Origin of the sequence: Stakelama saccharophila, assembly GCF_032229225.1 — a bacterium.
Classification (GTDB): Bacteria; Pseudomonadota; Alphaproteobacteria; order Sphingomonadales; family Sphingomonadaceae; genus Sphingomonas; species Sphingomonas saccharophila.
The window spans coordinates 1039766-1057678 of record NZ_CP135076.1; the positions used below are offsets into that span (position 1 = coordinate 1039766).

Genomic DNA, 17913 nt, shown 5'->3' on the forward strand with positions numbered 1-17913 from the left:
TCCCGCGCACCGGAACGGGCGGCTTGCGCGCGGCGCCATTCCGGGCTGCTCCGACGAGCAGGCGCGCGCGCCTGGCCGACAGCCGCACACCCACCCCTTCCGCTCAGAGTATGCCGGAGCCTGTCCCGACGAGCATTTCCGGCCGGGTGAATAGGCTCGACATAAGCGGAGCTTGGTCGAACGGGCCGCGACGGCCAACGCCGCCGCGGCCCGGCAAGGTGCCTCAGGCCGAATAGTACATGTCGTATTCCACCGGACTCGGCGTCGTTTCGAAGCGGATCACCTCGGCCCATTTCAGCTCGGCATAGGCCTCGACCTGGTCCTTGGTGAACACGTCGCCCTTCAGCAGGAACTCGTTGTCTTCCTGCAGCGCCACCAGCGCTTCGCGAAGCGAACCGCACACGGTCGGCACGTTGACGAGTTCGGCCGGCGGCAGGTCGTACAGATTCTTGTCCATTGCCTCGCCGGGGTGGAGCTTGTTCTGGATACCGTCGAGACCCGCCATCAGAAGCGCGGCGTAGGCGAGATAGGGATTGGCCATCGCGTCGGGGAAGCGGAATTCCACGCGCTTCGACTTCGATCCCGCACCGTAGGGGATGCGGCACGAGGCGGAGCGGTTGCGGCTGGAATAGGCCAGCAGCACCGGTGCCTCGAAGCCGGGGACCAGCCGCTTGTAGCTGTTGGTCGTCGGATTGGTGAAGGCGTTGAGCGCGCGTGCATGCTTGATGACGCCGCCGATGAAATGGAGGCACGTCTCCGACAGGCCGGCATAGCCGTTGCCCGCGAACAGCGGCTCCTTGCCCTCCCAGATCGAAAAGTGGGTGTGCATGCCCGATCCGTTGTCGCTCATGATCGGCTTCGGCATGAACGTCGCCGTCTTGCCATATGCGTGCGCGACCTGATGCACGACATATTTGTAGATCTGCATGCGGTCGGCGGTCTGGGTCAGCGTGCCGAAGGTCAGGCCCAGCTCGTGCTGCGCGGCCGCCACCTCATGGTGATGCTTGTCGCAGGGCAGGCCCATTTCCATCATGGTCGAGACCATCTCGCCGCGGATGTCGACGGCGCTGTCGACCGGCGCCACGGGGAAATAGCCGCCCTTGGCGCGCGGGCGATGGGCCATGTTGCCCATCTCGTATTCCTTGCCGCTGTTGGTCGGCAATTCCACGTCGTCGATCTGATAATAGCTGGTGTTGTAGCTCGTCTCGAACCGGACATCGTCGAACATGAAGAATTCGGCCTCGGGGCCGACATAGACGGTATCGCCGATTCCGGTATTCTTCAGATACGCCTCCGCGCGTTTCGCGGTCGAGCGCGGGTCGCGGGCGTAGAGTTCGCCGGTCGACGGTTCCACCACGTCGCAGAACAGGATCAGCATCGGCGTGGCCGAGAACGGATCCATATAGACGGAATCGAGATCCGGCTTCAGCACCATGTCGGACTCGTTGATCGCCTTCCAGCCCTCGATCGAGGACCCGTCGAACATCAGCCCGTCGGCCAGTTCGTCCTCGCCGAGCGCGCTCGCCACCATCGACAGGTGCTGCCACTTGCCCTTGGGGTCGGTGAAACGCAGGTCGACCCATTCGACCTCGTTTTCCTCGATCATCTTCAAAATGCTGCCGGCGTCATTGGCCATGGGGATAGTGCCTTTCCTCTTGGAACGTAGGGTCCGCGAATCGCGCAATCATATTGCAGGGACTGCGAACCATTATTTGCGACTTGTGCGCTGCGTCAAATCGCTTCGGCGTCGCGTTCGCCGGTGCGGATGCGCAGCGCGGTCTCGATGGGGATGACGAAAATCTTGCCGTCGCCGATCCGGCCGGTCTGGGCGGCGCCCGCAATCGCTTCGACAACGCGCTCGGCGAGCCCGTCCTCGACGACGACCTCCAGCTTCACCTTGGGCAGGAAATCGACGACATATTCGGCGCCGCGATAGAGTTCGGTATGACCCTTCTGTCGGCCGAAACCCTTTGCCTCGGTCACGGTGATCCCGGATACGCCGACCTCGTGCAGTGCTTCCTTCACCTCATCGAGCTTGAACGGCTTGATGATCGCCTCGATCTTTTTCATCGCTGTACGTGGTCCTCCCCGGAGAGCATCGTCGGATAGTTCAATAAACGTGCCAGTTGCCGCACTGCAAGAACGCGCGTTCTTGTATCACCGACGACACAATTGCGTGCCGGCTTATGCGGCAACCCGAACCGGATGCCCAGAAAATAGGCAGCATCCGATACCGGCTGCATGCGTTGTCGCAATCATGAACCGACCGAGGCACTGGATCGATCCACCCGACCTGAAAGCGGCCACGATTGCGCAGCGCGAGATTGCTCGGGCCGCGGAACATCGCGACCGTTTCGGGCCCGTCTCGGTGGTGGCGGGCGTCGACACATCGATGAAATGGCGTGATACGCGCGGCCCCATTCACGCGGCGGTCGCACCGCTGCCCTGGCCGCTTGCCGATCCGTTCGCAGCACATACTATCAGCGTCGTTCCGCCGATTCCCTATGTGCCCGGATATCTGGGGTTCCGCGAATGTCCCGCGCTGCTGCAAGTGCTGGATGGTATCGCGCGCCGGCCCGATCTGGTCCTGGTGGACGGGCACGGGATCGCGCATCCCCGCCGCTGCGGGATCGCCACGCATCTGGGCGTGGTGGCCGATGTCCCCTCGATCGGCTGCGCCAAAACCATCCTTTGCGGAAAAGTCGAGGGCGAACTGGGACCGGATCCGGGCGACCGCGCGCCGCTCGTCGACCGCGGCGAGGTGGTGGCCATGGCGCTGCGTACCCGACCGCGCGCCAACCCGATCTTTGTCAGCACCGGCCACCGCATCTCGCTGGAAACCGCTGTCGAATGGGTGCTGAAGCTCACCGACGGCCGCCGCCTGCCGCTGCCGACCCGGCTGGCGCACGAAGCGGCGAACGCGGCGCGGCGGGCCTATTCCGACGGGGCGTCGTAGGGCGGGCGGTGCAGCCCACCGGGGCTGACGGTGAAGATTTCGCAGCCATCCTCGGTGATGCCGATCGAATGTTCGAACTGCGCCGACAGCGAGCGGTCGCGCGTGACCGCCGTCCAGCCGTCGTCGAGCAGCTTCACGTCGGGGCGGCCGATATTGATCATCGGCTCGATGGTGAAGATCATGCCGGGCTTCAGTTCCGGGCCGGTGCCGGGGCGGCCGACATGAACGACCTCGGGCGCGTCGTGGAACAGCTTGCCGACGCCGTGGCCGCAAAAATCGCGCACCACGCCGTAGCGGTGCTTTTCCGCATATTCCTGGATCGCGTGGCTGATGTCGCCCAGATAATTGCCGGGCCTGGCCTGTTCGATGCCGAGCATCATGCATTCATAGGTCACGTCGACCAGGCGGCGCGCCTTCAGCGGCACGTTTCCGGCCAGGTACATGCGGCTCGAATCGCCATGCCAGCCGTCGAGGATGGGCGTCACGTCGATATTGATGATGTCGCCGTCTTTGATCTGCCGATCGGACGGGATGCCGTGGCAGACGACATGATTGATCGAGATGCAGCTCGAATGCGTATAGCCGCGATAGCCGAGCGTCGCCGGCACGGCGCCGGCATCGACGATCATCTTGTGGATGAAGTCGTCCAGCTCCCGCGTCGTCACGCCCGGCACGACATGCGGCGCCACTGCGTCGAGAATCTCCGCCACCAGGCGTCCGGCGCGGCGCATCCCCTCGAACTGTTCGAAGGGATAGAGCTTGATGGCGCCCGTGCGGGCGAGCGGAAAATCGGTATCGGCTGCTATATATTCGGTCATGGTGGGCGATATAGCGACCCTTTGCGCGCTTTGCGAGAGCACCGCGCCGGGCTATGGCGGCAACCATGGCGGAACGTATCTGGACGGCGGCACTCGCAGTCATCGGCGACGAAATCCTGTCCGGCCGCACGCAGGACAGGAACGTCGCGCAAATCGCGGTCTGGCTGAACGCGCAGGGTATTCGGCTGGCGGAGGTGCGGGTGATAGCGGACCGCGAGGACGCCATTGTAGAGGCGGTGAACGCACTGCGCGGGCGCAACGACTATCTGTTCACCACTGGCGGTATCGGACCGACCCATGACGACATCACCGTCGACGCCATCGCCCGCGCCGTGGGGGTGGATGTGGTGGTTCACCCGGAAGCACGCGCGGTACTGGAACGGCATTATGCCGATCGGGGCGGCCTGACCGATGCCCGGTTGCGCATGGCGCGCGTGCCGGAGGGGGCCAGGCTGATCCCCAACCGCATGTCGGGCGCGCCGGGCATCCGTTATGGCAACATCTTCATTCTGGCCGGCGTGCCGCACATCGCCGCGGGCATGCTGGATGCGCTTACCGGCACGCTGGAAGGTGGTGCGCCGCTGGTATCGCGCACTATCGGCTGCTGGGTCGCGGAAAGCGAGGTGGCGGATCTGCTGCGTTCGGCGGAAAAGGGGCATCCCGGCGTCGCGATCGGCAGCTACCCATTTTTCCGCGAGGGCAGGGTCGGCGCCAATTTCGTCGTGCGGGCCACCCGGCAGGCACTGGTCGACCGCTGCACCGCCGATCTCACCGCAGCGTTGGAGCACGCCGGCAGGCAGGTCGTGGACGGGGGGATTTGACAAAATACTGGAGCGGGCGAGGGGAATCGAACCCCCGTCTTAAGCTTGGGAAGCTTCTGCTCTACCATTGAGCTACGCCCGCGAAGCCCCGGAAATGCTGGCGTTGCACGGCTTTGTCAAGCGGCATTCCGACTTCTTGCCCGGTCGGAATGCCAACCGGGAGGCGAATGCTGTCAGCCCATAGACCGGGTTCCGCCTTCGCGGAAGTACAAGGAAGGCTGCGCTGGAATGAGGCTTTTCCTGAGCCGGCCCAAGGGTCCGGAATGGCGTTCAAGGTCGGTCGGACTTACCTTTAGGACGGGCGCTGCCTGCGGCCCCTTCCGCTGCCCTTCGCACCGTCCCGTCCCCTGGCTCCGGCAGCGCGAGAGGCCTGTCCGCCGCCGCGTGCTTTCGGGCCGCCTTGCCGGGGCTTGCGCGCCTTCGCATTTCGGTTGCCGCGCGCAGCTTCGCGGGGGCCGTCGGATGGCTCGATCCGGACACTCTCTTCATCGCCATCGTCATTCGCCGTGCGGGCAAGCGCGGCGTTGAACTTGCCCGCAATGGCGCGCGGCACCTGAAAATGGGTTTCGTTGGCGCCGATGCGGATCGCGCCGACCTCGTTGCGGGTGATATGGCCGCGCCGGCACAGCAGCGGGAGCAGCCAGCGCGGATCGGCATTCTGCCGGCGCCCGATATCGAGGCGGAACCACATGACGTCTTCAAAGCCGGGCCGGTGGCGCTCCTGCTGTGCGGCGCGGCGCGCCTCGGGCGTGTTCTCGATCATGTCCTCGGGCTGCGGCATGGCGGCGCGGTGCGCGCGAACCAGCGCCGCGGCGATGTCCTCGGGCGAGCGTTCGGCGAGCAGGCGCTGCGCCAACGCGCGATCCTCGTCGTCATACTCGGCGGGCTGGAGCAGGTCGGACAGCAGCCGTTCGCGATCCCGCGCGCGGATCGTCTCGGGCGTCGGCGCTTCGATCCAGTCGGCGTTGATCCGCGCGCCGCGCAGCATCGATTCAACGCGCTTGCGGCGTGGATAGGGGACGATCAGCACCGCCGTTCCCTTCCTTCCCGCACGGCCTGTACGGCCGGAGCGGTGTTGCAGCGTTTCGGCGTCGCGCGGAATCTCGACATGGATGACGAGGCTCAGGCTCGGCAGGTCGATCCCGCGCGCGGCGACATCGGTCGCCACGCAGACGCGGGCGCGCCGGTCGCGCAGCGCCTGAAGCGCCTGGTTGCGCTCCGACTGCGAATGTTCGCCCGACAGCGCGACGACGGCGAAACCGCGCTCCTGCAAGGTGGCGTGCAGCCGGCGGACATTGTCGCGCGTGGCGCAGAACAGGATCGCCGTCTCGGCCTCGTGAAAGCGCAACAGATTGATTGCCGCGGCTTCTATTTCGGCGGGCGAGACGGTCACCGCCTGAAAGGCGATGTCGCCGTGCCCGCGGTCGTCGCCGGCGGTCGCGATGCGCAGCGCATCGCGCTGATACCGTCTGGCCAGCGCGACGATGGGCTTTGGCATCGTGGCGGAAAACAGCAGCGTGCGCCGACCCTCCGGCGTCGCGTCGAGGATTTCCTCGAGATCTTCGCGAAACCCCATGTCGAGCATTTCGTCGGCTTCGTCGAGCACCACCGCGCGGAGCGAGGACAGGTCGAGCGCGCCGCGTTCGAGATGGTCGCGCAGTCGCCCCGGCGTGCCGACGACAATATGCGCGCCGCCGCGCAATGCGCGCCGTTCCTTCGATGCGTCCATGCCGCCGACGCAGGTGGCGATGCGCGCGCCGGCCCTGGCATAGAGCCAGCCCAGTTCCCGGCTCACTTGCAACGCCAATTCGCGCGTCGGCGCGACGATCAGCGCGAGCGGGGTGCGCGCTGGCGCGGCAAGACTGCCGAGAAGGTCGTCAGCCAGCGAAAGCCCGAAGGCGACGGTCTTGCCCGAGCCGGTCTGGGCGGAGACGATCAGATCGCGGCCGAGTGCCTCGGGCGCGAGAACGGCGGCCTGAACGGCAGTGGGCTCGGCATAGCCGCGTTCGGCAAGCGCGTCGCCGAATACGGTCGGAAGGGTGGAAAAGGTCATGATGCTCGCGGATTGGCCAGGCCGTGGACGGCGGGGCAGGATATGTGTCTGTGTGGCGGCCGGTTCTCGAATGAATGTCGGCCGAAGCGAGTCGCGACGGCCGATCGAGCCGATCGCGTCGAGGCTTTTGCCGGGCGCATACAGCATCGCCATCGCTTTTGCTCCAATTGTTTTCGGTCGCCGCCGTTGCCGCCGTCGCCAAACGCTGCGGGGGAACGCTGTCGAGCCCTGTGCCTTCAGCAAGGCCGGGCTCGCGGCATCTGCCGGGAAGAGCTTGAGCGCATCGGCGCCGGCCTGAAGCGCGGCGAAGCTGTGCCTGCGCAAGATCGACCGTATGACGCCGAGGTGCGCGCGATCGACTATCGACCACAACTGCCTGGGATAACATACTGGAGGGCGAAGCGAGCGACCAGCTCCACTGTGCCTCCGGCCCGTCCGAGTTCCTCAGCCGATCCAGCGCCAGATGCCGGCGGGCCAGCCGGCGAGCGGCATGTGCGCCCAGCTTGCGGCCAGCCATAACAGGATTCCGCCGACAAAGGCCGGCGTGCGCGGCCAGGCGGCGGCCCATTGTGCGCGTCCCTCGGTGAGCGCGACGAACGGCCAGAAGGACGTTACGCCCTCCCACCGGCTCCAGAGCCTGGGCTGAAGCCGTTCCTTCTTCCGATCCTGCAGCGCCGCGCCGCCGAGCGCCAGGATCGCTATGCCGAGCGTCAGGACGAAATTGGCCGCGACCGGCAGCACCAGGATATGCGCCAGCGACCACAATGCGAAGGACCACATCATCGGGTGGCGGGTGATGGCGAAGACGCCGCGCGGGGCGGGGGGACGGGCGCTTTCCGGCTCCTCGGGGCGCGGCAGAGCCGGGTTGCCGTGGAAGGACCCGACGAGCAGCACGCTCGCCACCAGCATGATCAGCGTCGCCAGCACCCAGAGTCCGTCCCCGACATGCCACCAGAAACGCTGCATCGGCACCGCGCGATAGGCGAGCACGACCCAGCCCAGGGTGATGAGGGCGACCAGTGAATAGAGCCCCAGGAACCGCCGGTTGCCGAAGCGCGTCACCAGTGGCGCGCGCAAGGGATGGGAAAGGAGGAAATGCGACCCGACAAAGGCGATGCAGGCCAGGACCAGGTTCGCCATTTCCTCCATTCCCCTCAGCGTGAGGACGGCCGCAATTCCTCCGGCTTCGGATCGAAGCCCGCCGCTTGCGGCTCGGCCAGTTCGTTGTCGCCCTCCATCGCATGGTCGGGTTCGTCCTTCAACGTGTCGAGGTGCGACAGCCGCTTCACGAAAATCGCCAGGAACATAACGACCACGCCGACGCCCACGGTGACCCAGCCGATCTGGGAATAGATGGCGAGAATCGATTGCTTGGATGCGTCACCGTCCTCGCCGCCCGTGGCCTGGCCGATCAAGCCGGCGACGAAGTTGCCTCCCGCGGTGCCGAAGAACCAGGCCGCCATGATCAGACTGGCGATGTGCTTGGGCGCAAGGCGGTTCATTGCCGACAATCCGACCGGCGACAGGCAAAGCTCGCCAGAGGTGTGCAGGAAATAGATCAGGAAGATGAAGATCACCGGCGTGGCGGTTGCCATCCCGGCTGCATGCGCGCCGTAGTTGAGTACAAGAAAGCCCGCGCCGAGCAGGATGAGGCCGATGCCGAACTTGGCGGGCGTCGATGGTTCCAGTCCGCGTTTGCCGAGCATCGGCCACAGCATCGCCAGTAGCGGCCCGAGCAGGATGATGTAGATCGGGTTCACAGACTGGAACAGCGAAGCGTCGATGCCTGCGCGATCGACATAGCGATCGGTGAACAGGCTCAGGCTGCCGCCGGCCTGCTCGAACAGGCCCCAGAAGATCGGGTTCAGCGCGATCAGGAAGATAATCACGTAAATCCGGTCACGGGCGTGGTCGGTCTTCGTCATGCCCTGCTGCAGGATCACACCCAGCAACAATGCGAAGCCGGCGAGCGCAACGATGCCGGCAAGGCTTTCGGGAACGGCCCACAGGCCGAGCACGGTGCCGACATAAAGCGCGCTGCCGATGACGATGAGTGCCGATGCTCCGCGGAATGCGTTGGTCGGTCCGCTCGGCGCCCGGGCGAACGATCCGTAGGGCAGTTCGAAAATGCCGGTCGCCAACACGTAGAGGAGCAAGACCACGCCGGAAACCAGCATCAACGACCCGACCACGTCCTGCGCTTGGATGAGCGCCCAGATGACCGCGATCGAGAGGAGCCCCGCGCCGTAGATCAGCCATTCGAGGTTGACGCCCGCCACAGCCTTCTTGAGCACTTGAGGATCGGTCGGCTCGCCCTTGCCCTGCAGCAGGGGCTTGAAGCCGATGAACACGACCAGGCCCAGGAGCATGCCGACCCCGGCGGCGCCGAAGCCCCAGCTCCAGCCCCAATTCTCGCCCAGCCAGCCGGCGATGATCGTGCCGACGGCGGCGCCGACGTTAATGCCCATGTAGAAGATGGTGTAGGCGCTGTCGCGGCGGACATCGGTGATCGAGTAGAGCTGGCCGACGATGACCGAGATGTTGGCCTTCAGGAAGCCGGAACCGACGATGATGAAGGAAAGCGCCAGCCAGAAGATGTTGATGGTCGGATCGCTCTGGCCGCCGGTGCCCTCGAACGCCATCAGGAAATGGCCGCCGGTCAGCACCACCGCGCCGAACAGCACGGCCTTGCGCTGGCCCAGCCACTTGTCGGCGAGATACCCGCCCAGCACCGGCGTGATGTACACCAGCGAGGTATAGGCGCCGTAGATCAGGTTCGCCTTCGAATCGTCGAACAGCCAGTGCTTGGTGAGATAGAAGATGAGGAGCGCGCGCATCCCGTAATAGGAGAAACGCTCCCACATTTCGGCGAAGAACAGGACGTACAGCCCCTTTGGGTGACCGAAGACCTCCTTTTGCGGGCGCGTAACGGCATAGGCGCCCGCGAGCAGGAACGCCGCCAATACGGCAATCCCGCCCAACAGGATGATGGTGTTGAAACTCACAAGGCGATCCTTTTCGAATCCGGTTCGCCGCGGCCGGCCGCGGCAATTTGTCGATGAGGCGAACCTAACGGCACAGACGCCGATGCCAAGCGCATTGTCGACCGGGCGCGCAGTGCTTAGCTGACGGGCCTATGCTGAACGACAACACGACACCGCTCACCCATCTCGCAACCCGCCGTTCCGGCAAGCCGCGCGATATGATCGCGCCGGGTCCGGACGAGGGGCAGATCCGGCAGATGATCGAGATCGCCGGCCGGACGCCCGACCACGGCAAGCTCGCCCCGTGGCGCTTCGTGATCGTTCCGGCCGACCGGCGCGACCGCCTGGCGGAGGTCATCGTCACCGCCTATCGCGCCGAAAAGCCCGATGCCGGTCGGCTGGAGATCGAGGCGATGGACCAGTTCGCCCGCCAGGCGCCGGCGCTCGTCGTGGCCCTGTCGTCGCCGCGGACCGACAGCCATATCCCGCTCTGGGAGCAAGAACTGTCGGCAGGCGCTGCCTGCATGAACCTGTTGCATGCCGCGCATGCAATGGGTTTCGTCGCAGGCTGGTTGACGGGATGGGCGGCCTATTCCGATGCGGTGCGCGATGCCTTCGGGGCGCCGCATGAGCGCATCGCCGGCTTTCTGTTCGTCGGATCACCGGGAAAACCGGTCGAGGAACGGCCGCGCCCGGAGACGGAACGGATCGCCAGCACATGGCAGGGTTAGGGGTTGGACATGGTGGGCAACTGGTGTATTAAGCCAGCATGACAGCATGGGAAACCGAGGACGGCCCGGTCTATTTGCGGTTGCGTGCGATGATCGCGGCTGCGATCCTGCGCGGCGAATATGAAGCGGGCGACCAGCTTCCTTCGGTGCGCGCGCTGGCGGCGCAATATGGCGCCAATCCGCTGACGGTCGCCAAGGCCTATCAGACCTTCCAGGACGATGGCTATGTCGAGGTTCGCCGCGGCGTCGGTATGTTCATCCTTCCCGGCGCGGTCGATCGGCTGCGTGTCGCCGAGCGCGAACGCTTCCTCTCAAGCCACTGGCCGAAGGTCCGCGACCATATCGCGCTGATCGGGCTCGACCCGGCCGATCTGCTCGATCGCGAAACAGCGTGAGGCTCGGGTCCGGCGCTGCCTTCCCAAAGAAATTTTTCACCCTGCCTGAGTTGTTGCACTGCACCTAAAGCGTAGCGAGCGTGCCGATTCGCCGCTGTTGTGCCGGCGCAACAGCGGCTGGCAACCATGGCATGGTTCGGTTCGTCGCGGGAACAAAACATATCATCGCCCGGTTTCCTTTCCGACTTTGGAAGGGAGTAACGAGTATGGTCCAGGTTCGACAGAAGACGATTCCAGGTCGCTCGGGATACCGGGTTTCCTATCGGATGAACGAAGTGAATCACTGCCCCGGTTGCGGCAACACCCAGTGGGAAGTCGGCCGCATGACGGCGGAATGTTCGTTCTGCCATGCCGCCGTGCCGATCAACGAGGGCGGTATGACGGGCGTTGGCCTGATCCGCACGACGCGCCCGGCGGAAAAGGCGCCGCTCGCGGCATGACCGCTCAGGCGGCGAAGGCGTCGGCGGATACCGCATATAGCGCATCCGCCGACGCCGTCGCCGCAGCGTTCAACCCCAGTGCCTCGGGCACGATCTGATCGACATAGAAGCGCACGGCGGCCGCCTTCATCGCCGCAAAGTCCGGTTCGGCGCCGGACGCCTCCACAGCGCGGCCCTCGCGTTCCATCAACCAGCCGCATACCGCCGTCGCAAGCATGGTAAGGAACGGACAGCTTCCCGCCAGCCGGTCCTCGATCCTCACCGACAGCATGTGCCGCCCCACCGCCTCACACATGTCCAGCAGGGCGAGGAGGGCGTCCCCGCGCGATTCGCGCCGCATCTCGTCGATCAGGGCGCGCAACGTCGCGCCACTGTCCAGCGACAGCTTGCGACCGACGAGATCGGCCGCCTGGATGCCGTTGGTTCCTTCGTAGATGCGCGTCACGCGGGCGTCGCGAAAATGCTGGGACGCGCCGGTTTCCTCGACATATCCCATGCCGCCATGCACCTGGATACCGATGTCGGCGACCTCGCAGCCGATGTCGGTGCCGTGTGCCTTGGCGAGCGGCGTCAGCAGGTCGAGGCGCTGCTTCGCGCGCGCATCGCCCAGTGCGGCGCGGTCCACCTGGCCGGCGGCGTAATAGACCAGCGCCCGGATCGCCTGGGTCTGCGCCTTCATCCGCAGCAGCATGCGCCGGACGTCGGGATGCTCGATGATCGCGACCGGCTCGCGGCCGGGGGCGCCCGCTTTTGCGGATTGGATCCGCTCGCGGGCATAGGTCACGGCGCGCTGCGTGGCGCGTTCGGCGACCTGCACGCCTTCGAGGCCGACATTCAGGCGAGCGTTGTTCATCATGGTGAACATCGCCGCCATGCCGCCGCCTTCCGCGCCGATCAGTTCGCCCGCGCAGTCGCCATGTTCGCCGAAGCTCAGCACGCAGGTCGGTGAGGCGTGCAGCCCCATCTTGTGTTCGATCGAGACGGCCTTGACGTCGTTGGGCGCACCGGGCCGCCCGTCGGCGTCCAGCCGGTATTTGGGCACCAGAAAGAGCGACAGTCCCTTGGTGCCCGGCGGCGCATCGGGCGTTCGCGCCAGAACGAGATGCACGATATTGTCGGTCAGGTCGTGATCGCCGAACGAGATGAATATCTTCGTGCCCGTGATCGACCAGATGCCATCGGCGCGCGGTTCGGCGCGGGTTTTCAGCGCGCCCACGTCCGACCCCGCCTGCGGCTCCGTAAGGTTCATGGTGCCGGTCCATTCACCGCTCGCGAGACGGGGCAGATACAGCCGCTGCTGCTCCTCGCTGCCATGGTGCGTCAGCGCCTCGACCGCGCCCATGGTCAGCGTCGGGGCCAGCGCGAAGCTCAAATTCGCCGCGCCCAGCGTCTCCAGCACGGCGGTGGCCAGCACATAGGGCAGACCTTGCCCACCGAAGGCCTCCGACACGCCGACCGTGCCCCACCCGCCATCGACATAGGCGCGATAGGCCGCGCGGAAGCCGTCCGGCATCACCACGCCGTCCTCGGTCCATTTCGCGCCGACGGTGTCGCCCGCGCGGTCGAGCGGCGCCCATTCGCCGGCCGCGAGCTGGCCCGCACCCTCCAGCACGGCGTCGACCACGTCGCTGCTCGCGGCGGCGAAGCGATCGGTGTCGGCAAGCTCGGCCAGATGCACGACATGATCGAGCACGAAACGCTGTTCGGCGACGGGCGGCGTGAAGGCCATCGGGGTCCTCTCTTGTGCTGTTGTCGGTCGCGGTATAGCGCGGATTTCGTGGCTGAACCAAACCGACAGGGTGCGATAGAGACGTTACGCTACGGCGCGCGGGCGATCGCTCGCGGTGCCGAAGTGATTCGCGCCGGCGGCCTGGTCGCGGTGCCGACCGAAACGGTGTACGGGCTCGCCGCCGACGCGACCGACGCCCGGGCCGTGGCTCGCATCTATGCGGCGAAGGGGCGGCCGAGCTTCAATCCGCTGATCGTGCACGTGCGATCGCTGGACGAGGCGCGGTCGCTCGCCGTCTTCGGCGAAGCCGCGCTGGCGCTTGCGGAGGCGTTCTGGCCCGGTCCGCTGACGCTCGTCCTGCCGCGCCGGAGCGACGCACCCATCGCATCGCTCGTGACCGCCGGGCTCGATACCATCGCCCTTCGCATGCCGGCCCATCCCGCGATGCGCGACCTGATCATGGCCGCCGACCGTCCCTTGGCGGCCCCGTCGGCCAATCCCAGCGGCGGCATCAGCCCGACGCGCGCGGAGCATGTCGCATCGCGCTTTCGCGAGGGGCTGGGGCTGATCATCGATGCCGGCGCGACCGATGCGGGGCTGGAATCGACGATCGTCGCCCCCGGGCCGCCGCTGCGTCTGCTGCGTCCCGGTCCGGTCACGGCGGAGCAGGTGCAAGCGGTGCTCGGCGCGGTGCCGGGCGAGGCGGGCGCGCGGATCGAGGCGCCGGGCCAGCTTGCCAGCCACTATGCGCCGGACAAGCCGCTGCGCCTCGACGCGACCGGCGCGCGCGAGGGGGAGTATCTGATCGGCTTCGGCGACGTGGCAGGCGATGCCCAGCTATCGGCCGGCGGCGATCTGGTCGAAGCGGCGGCGCGCCTGTTCGACTGTCTTCACCGCGCGGACGCCGCCGGATCGCGCGCGATCGCCGTCGCGCCCGTTCCGGCGGTGGGCATCGGCGTGGCGATCAACGACCGACTGCGGCGCGCGGCGACCCGCTGACCGCCCGTCCGCCGCCTCAGCGTGCGTCGAACGCCACGAATTCGTAGGCGATCGAGCCTTCGACCAGTGTTTCCCAGATGTCGCCGATCACGTCGTCCGGGATGCCGGCCTCGCGCGCATATGCCCGCGCATTGGCGATGACCTGGGCCTTGCGGTCCTCGTCGCGGACGGCGCCGCGTTCGGGCTTGATGCGGGCGGCGGCGTCCATATAGCCGAAGCGCCGCGCGAGCAGGGCCACGAGCTGCCGGTCGACCTCGTCCACGCCGATGCGGACCTCGGCCATATTGGTGCAGTCTTGGGGATCGGGAATCTGTGTCATGATCGCGCTAGTGGCGTGCGTGCGTCCGGCTGTCCAGCTTGACTCGCCTGGGCGGTGCGGCTAACAGCCTCGGCTTCGCAATCGGCCCCGCACCCCGGTGAAGCGGTGGCCCTGCCGGCCTTGCGAGGCTCCAAGCAGGCGAAACCGGGATCGCGACCGCCACCGAACGGGCGGTCAACGTTGTTGGCAATTGCAAAGGAATATTCATGTCGAAGCGCAGCAGCGCCAAGTATAAGCTCGACCGCCGGATGGGCGAGAACATCTGGGGTCGCCCGAAGAGCCCGGTCAACAAGCGCGAATACGGCCCCGGCCAGCACGGCCAGCGCCGCAAGGGCAAGATGTCGGACTTCGGCATTCAGCTCCGCGCCAAGCAGAAGCTCAAGGGCTATTACGGCGACGTCACCGAAAAGCAGTTCAAGCGCGCCTACGAAGAAGCGTCGCGCATGAAGGGCGACACTTCGCAGAACCTGATCGGCCTGCTCGAGCAGCGGCTCGACATGGTCGTCTATCGCGCCAAGTTCGCGCCGACGATCTTCGCCGCGCGCCAGCTCGTCAATCACGGCCATATCCGGGTGAACGGCACCAAGTGCAACATCGCGTCGCGTCGCGTGGTGCCGGGCGACGAGATCACGCTGGGGACGAAGGCGCAGGAAATGGCGCTGGTGATCGAGGCGCAGAGCCTGCCCGAGCGCGACATTCCCGATTATGTCGCGCCGGACGGTGCGTCCAAGGTGACCTTCACCCGCGTGCCGCAGCTCGACGAGGTGCCGTATCCGGTGAAGATGGAACCGAACCTGGTGGTCGAATTCTATTCGCGCTGATCCGGTTTCCGGTCGAATACAGCAAGAGGGCGGTCCCGCCGGGGCCGCCCTTTTTCGTTGGCGTTCGCCGACGGCGTGCGGAACGAAGCAGTCGACAGCGCCGCGACAGCCGCTAAGAATGACGGGAAAGACCATTCAGGGAGATACCACCCATGCGCACCATGCTCGCCACGCTTCTGACCCTTTCGGCGACCGTCGCGCCGGCCGCGCTGAATGCGCAATCGGTCGCGCCGCCGCAAATCCCGGTCGAAACGCTGAAGACGGTGACAAAGACGCTGTCGTCGGATGAATATGGCGGGCGCGCGCCGGGGACCGAGGGCGCGGAAAAGACCATCGCCTATATCACCAAGCGCTTTCAGGAAGCGGGCCTGAAGCCGGGCAATCACGGCAAGTGGACGCAGGACGTGCCGCTGGTGGAAATTACCGCGCAGGACGTGCAGCCGCTGACCTTCACCGGCGGCAAGCAGCCGCTGAGCTTCGATTATCGCAACGACATGGTGGTCGCGACCTACCGCGTCACGCCGAAGATCAATCTGGAAAACAGCGATGTGGTCTTCGTCGGCTATGGCATCAACGCGCCGGAGCGCGGCTGGAACGATTATGCCGGTGTCGATGTGAAGGGCAAGACGGTCGTCATCCTGGTCAACGATCCCGACTGGCAGCAGTCGGATTTGAAGGGCACGTTCAATGGCCGCGAGATGACCTATTACGGGCGCTGGACATACAAGTATGAAGAGGCGGCGCGGCAGGGTGCCGCGGCCGCGATCATCGTCCACCAGACCGAACCCGCCGCCTATGGCTGGAATGTCGTGCAATCGTCCTGGACCGGCCCGCAACTCGAACAGGACACGCCCGGCGATCATATGGATCAGTCGAAGGCAATCGGCTGGATCCAGCTCGACGCGGCGAAGCAGCTCTTCGCAAGCGCCGGCAAGGATTTCGCGGCGCTTTCCGCGGCGGCGGGGAAGAAGGGGTTCCACGCCGTGCCGCTGGGTGTCGAGGCATCGACATCGTTCGTCAACACCATCCGGCGACAGGCGTCGAAGAATGTCGTCGGCATCCTGCCGGGGACGAAGCGTCCCGACGAGGTCGTGCTCTATTCGGCGCATTGGGATCATCTGGGGCACTGCGACCCGGTCGACGGCGACGACATCTGCAACGGCGCCGCCGACAATGCCAGCGGTATCGCCGGCCTGGTCGCGCTTGCCGAAGCCAATGCCGAGGCGGGCGCGACCGCCCGTTCGCAGGTGTTCCTCGCCGTGACTGCCGAGGAATCGGGGCTGCTGGGGTCGAAATACTATGCCGAAAATCCGGTCTATCCGCTCGCCAAGACGGTCGGCGGCGTCAATATGGACGTACTCAACCTGATCGGACCGACGAAGGACTTCGTCATCACCGGCATCGGCAAGTCCGAGCTGGAGGATCTGGTCAAGCCGCTGGTCGCCGCGCAGAACCGTGTGATCAAACCCGAATCGCATCCGGAAGCGGGCCATTATTACCGGTCCGATCATTTCAGCTTCGCCAAGCTCGGCGTGCCGATGCTGTCGGCGGGCAGCGGCATCGACCTGGTCGACGGGGGCACCGCGGCGGGCAAGAAGGCGGAGGACGATTATACCGCCAACCGCTATCACCAGCCGAGCGACGAATATGATCCGAACTGGAACTGGCAGGGCGCCGTTCAGGACCTGCAGATCTATTACCAGCTCGGCCGCGAACTGGCCGACAGCGACCGGTGGCCGAACTGGTACCAGGGCACGGAATTCCGGGCGGTGCGCGACAAATCGCGAGCTGCGGTGCAATAAGGCGGTAATGGGTCTTTGCGGGACCGGTCATTGGCCCTAGGAACGCCGAAATGACGAAGGGACCTCCGCCTCCGCCACCGGAATGGGCGCGCCACAGCGCGGTGTGGATCGGCTTTCCGAGCCATCCCGAGCTGTGGGGCCGCGATCTCGATTCAGCCCGGCGCGAGGTGACCGACTTCGCGGAGGCGGTGCACGCCGACGGCGCCGGCGAGAAGGTGATCCTGGTCACCGCCGATACCGAAGCGGCGACCGCTGCGCATATCATGGCGGGCGATATCGCCGACGTGGCGATCGAAACCTTCGGCGATATCTGGCTGCGCGACACGGCCGCGATCGTTGGTGGGGACGGCAAGGCGCACGATTTCGGCTTCAACGGCTGGGGCGGCAAATACGACCTGCCCGGCGACGACGATGTCGGCGCGCGGCTGGCACAGCAGCACGGCCTGACCGTCGTCGAGCATGACTGGGTGCTGGAAGGCGGGGCGATCGACGGGGACGGCACCGGCCTGGCGGTCACGACGCGCCAATGCCTTTTGAACCGCAACCGCAATCCTGGCATGAGCGAGGCCGAGGTCGAGGACCGGCTTCACCGCGATCTGGGTTATGACCGCGTGCTGTGGCTCGGCGACGGCCTGGTGGGCGACCATACCGACGGCCATGTCGACAATCTGGCGCGGTTCGTCGGCGAAAACCGGCTGGCGGTGCCCGAACCGGACGACAACGATCCCAACTGGCACGTCTATCAATCGGCGGCGCGCACGGCGGAGATATTCGGCGTGGAGGTCGTGCGGGTGCCCTCGCCGGGGCGTGTCCTCAACAAGGGGGCGGAGGTCGTGCCGGCGAGCTATATGAATTTCTATATCGGCAATGCGGCGGTCGTCGTGCCGCTATACGGCCAACGGGCGGACCACCGCGCGGTGGCGGCGTTCGAGGCCCTGTTCCCCGAACATCAGGTGGTGGGCCTGCGCGCCGATCATATATTGACGGGTGGCGGCAGCTTTCATTGCATCAGCCAGCAGATTCCGCGCCGCCGCTGACGCCCGCA

17 protein-coding genes and 1 tRNA gene are annotated in these 17913 nt (G+C 66.0%); 9 read left to right on the forward strand and 9 right to left on the reverse strand.

The genetic code is table 11. From position 1 onward, the window contains the following. Positions 1-223: 223 nt before the first annotated feature. Positions 224-1636, reverse strand: coding sequence for a type I glutamate--ammonia ligase (gene glnA / locus RPR59_RS04720; RefSeq protein WP_313917194.1), 1413 nt, complete (start codon positions 1634-1636; stop codon positions 224-226). A gap of 95 nt (positions 1637-1731) precedes the next feature. Beyond that, positions 1732-2070: a P-II family nitrogen regulator gene (locus RPR59_RS04725; protein WP_313917197.1), complete on the reverse strand. Its 339-nt coding sequence runs from the start codon at positions 2068-2070 to the stop codon at positions 1732-1734. 49 nt (positions 2071-2119) lie between these two features. On the opposite strand from RPR59_RS04725, the gene RPR59_RS04730 reads away from it, so the two are divergent. Then, positions 2120-2956 (forward strand): endonuclease V, encoded by an 837-nt coding sequence (locus RPR59_RS04730; protein ID WP_313917199.1) that lies wholly within the window; start codon positions 2120-2122, stop codon positions 2954-2956. Here RPR59_RS04730 and map read toward each other — a convergent pair. Next, on the reverse strand, positions 2935-3774 hold the full coding sequence (map, locus tag RPR59_RS04735) for a type I methionyl aminopeptidase (protein ID WP_313917201.1): 840 nt from the start codon (positions 3772-3774) through the stop codon (positions 2935-2937). The genes RPR59_RS04730 and map overlap by 22 nt on opposite strands. Before the next feature lie 65 nt (positions 3775-3839). Here map and RPR59_RS04740 point away from each other — a divergent pair, with 65 nt between their 5' ends. Next, on the forward strand, positions 3840-4595 hold the full coding sequence (locus RPR59_RS04740; RefSeq protein ID WP_313917203.1) for a competence/damage-inducible protein A: 756 nt from the start codon (positions 3840-3842) through the stop codon (positions 4593-4595). Positions 4596-4603: 8 nt separating this feature from the next. Here RPR59_RS04740 and RPR59_RS04745 read toward each other — a convergent pair. The 4 genes from RPR59_RS04745 to RPR59_RS04760 form a co-directional block, all read right to left on the reverse strand. Then, a tRNA-Gly gene (locus tag RPR59_RS04745) sits at positions 4604-4677 on the reverse strand. A 210-nt stretch (positions 4678-4887) separates the two neighbouring features. Beyond that, complete coding sequence (locus RPR59_RS04750) at positions 4888-6648, reverse strand: DEAD/DEAH box helicase (RefSeq protein WP_313917206.1); 1761 nt, start codon at positions 6646-6648, stop codon at positions 4888-4890. 444 nt (positions 6649-7092) lie between these two features. After that, positions 7093-7788, reverse strand: coding sequence for an NnrU family protein (locus tag RPR59_RS04755; protein ID WP_432280286.1), 696 nt, complete (start codon positions 7786-7788; stop codon positions 7093-7095). 14 nt (positions 7789-7802) lie between these two features. Beyond that, the gene (locus RPR59_RS04760; protein ID WP_432280287.1) at positions 7803-9653 is read right to left on the reverse strand and encodes a peptide MFS transporter; all 1851 of its coding nucleotides are present in this window, start codon (positions 9651-9653) and stop codon (positions 7803-7805) included. 131 nt (positions 9654-9784) lie between these two features. On the opposite strand from RPR59_RS04760, the gene RPR59_RS04765 reads away from it, so the two are divergent. The 3 genes from RPR59_RS04765 (at position 9785) to RPR59_RS04775 (ending at position 11198) form a co-directional block, all read left to right on the forward strand. Then, on the forward strand, positions 9785-10363 hold the full coding sequence (locus RPR59_RS04765) for a nitroreductase family protein (protein WP_313917210.1): 579 nt from the start codon (positions 9785-9787) through the stop codon (positions 10361-10363). Positions 10364-10401: 38 nt separating this feature from the next. Further along, positions 10402-10758: a GntR family transcriptional regulator gene (locus RPR59_RS04770; protein WP_313917212.1), complete on the forward strand. Its 357-nt coding sequence runs from the start codon at positions 10402-10404 to the stop codon at positions 10756-10758. A 131-nt stretch (positions 10759-10889) separates the two neighbouring features. Then, positions 10890-11198: a hypothetical protein gene (locus RPR59_RS04775; RefSeq protein ID WP_313917214.1), complete on the forward strand. Its 309-nt coding sequence runs from the start codon at positions 10890-10892 to the stop codon at positions 11196-11198. A gap of 4 nt (positions 11199-11202) precedes the next feature. Here the strand turns inward: RPR59_RS04775 and RPR59_RS04780 are convergent, their stop codons facing one another. Continuing rightward, positions 11203-12927 carry an acyl-CoA dehydrogenase family protein gene (locus RPR59_RS04780; RefSeq protein ID WP_313917216.1) on the reverse strand — a complete coding sequence of 575 codons (1725 nt, stop codon included), beginning with the start codon at positions 12925-12927 and terminating at the stop codon, positions 11203-11205. A gap of 48 nt (positions 12928-12975) precedes the next feature. Between RPR59_RS04780 and RPR59_RS04785 the strand changes: the two genes are divergently transcribed. Then, positions 12976-13926, forward strand: coding sequence for an L-threonylcarbamoyladenylate synthase (locus RPR59_RS04785; protein ID WP_313917218.1), 951 nt, complete (start codon positions 12976-12978; stop codon positions 13924-13926). Positions 13927-13942: 16 nt separating this feature from the next. On the opposite strand, the gene RPR59_RS04790 is transcribed toward RPR59_RS04785, so the two are convergent. Next, positions 13943-14245 (reverse strand): chorismate mutase, encoded by a 303-nt coding sequence (locus tag RPR59_RS04790; RefSeq protein ID WP_313917220.1) that lies wholly within the window; start codon positions 14243-14245, stop codon positions 13943-13945. A gap of 206 nt (positions 14246-14451) precedes the next feature. Here RPR59_RS04790 and rpsD point away from each other — a divergent pair, with 206 nt between their 5' ends. The 3 genes from rpsD (at position 14452) to RPR59_RS04805 (ending at position 17905) form a co-directional block, all read left to right on the forward strand. Beyond that, entirely contained in the window at positions 14452-15066 is a 615-nt protein-coding gene (gene rpsD, locus RPR59_RS04795; protein ID WP_313917222.1) for a 30S ribosomal protein S4, read from the forward strand. Positions 15067-15218: 152 nt separating this feature from the next. Further along, entirely contained in the window at positions 15219-16868 is a 1650-nt protein-coding gene (locus RPR59_RS04800) for a M28 family metallopeptidase (protein ID WP_313917225.1), read from the forward strand. Positions 16869-16918: 50 nt separating this feature from the next. After that, the gene (locus tag RPR59_RS04805) at positions 16919-17905 is read left to right on the forward strand and encodes an agmatine deiminase family protein (protein WP_313917226.1); all 987 of its coding nucleotides are present in this window, start codon (positions 16919-16921) and stop codon (positions 17903-17905) included. Positions 17906-17913 lie beyond the last annotated feature (8 nt).

Bases quoted from the DNA above. Each gene is read 5' to 3' on its own strand.
- glnA (WP_313917194.1), bottom strand. From the start codon at position 1,636: ATGGCCAATGACGCCGGCAGCATTTTGAAGATGATCGAGGAAAACGAG.
- RPR59_RS04725 (WP_313917197.1), bottom strand. From the start codon at position 2,070: ATGAAAAAGATCGAGGCGATCATCAAGCCGTTCAAGCTCGATGAGGTG.
- map (WP_313917201.1), bottom strand. From the start codon at position 3,774: ATGACCGAATATATAGCAGCCGATACCGATTTTCCGCTCGCCCGCACG.
- RPR59_RS04740 (WP_313917203.1), top strand. From the start codon at position 3,840: ATGGCGGAACGTATCTGGACGGCGGCACTCGCAGTCATCGGCGACGAA.
- RPR59_RS04750 (WP_313917206.1), bottom strand. From the start codon at position 6,648: ATGACCTTTTCCACCCTTCCGACCGTATTCGGCGACGCGCTTGCCGAA.
- RPR59_RS04755 (WP_432280286.1), bottom strand. From the start codon at position 7,788: ATGGCGAACCTGGTCCTGGCCTGCATCGCCTTTGTCGGGTCGCATTTC.
- RPR59_RS04765 (WP_313917210.1), top strand. From the start codon at position 9,785: ATGCTGAACGACAACACGACACCGCTCACCCATCTCGCAACCCGCCGT.
- RPR59_RS04770 (WP_313917212.1), top strand. From the start codon at position 10,402: ATGACAGCATGGGAAACCGAGGACGGCCCGGTCTATTTGCGGTTGCGT.
- RPR59_RS04775 (WP_313917214.1), top strand. From the start codon at position 10,890: ATGGTTCGGTTCGTCGCGGGAACAAAACATATCATCGCCCGGTTTCCT.
- RPR59_RS04780 (WP_313917216.1), bottom strand. From the start codon at position 12,927: ATGGCCTTCACGCCGCCCGTCGCCGAACAGCGTTTCGTGCTCGATCAT.
- RPR59_RS04790 (WP_313917220.1), bottom strand. From the start codon at position 14,245: ATGACACAGATTCCCGATCCCCAAGACTGCACCAATATGGCCGAGGTC.
- rpsD (WP_313917222.1), top strand. From the start codon at position 14,452: ATGTCGAAGCGCAGCAGCGCCAAGTATAAGCTCGACCGCCGGATGGGC.
- RPR59_RS04800 (WP_313917225.1), top strand. From the start codon at position 15,219: ATGCGCACCATGCTCGCCACGCTTCTGACCCTTTCGGCGACCGTCGCG.
- RPR59_RS04805 (WP_313917226.1), top strand. From the start codon at position 16,919: ATGACGAAGGGACCTCCGCCTCCGCCACCGGAATGGGCGCGCCACAGC.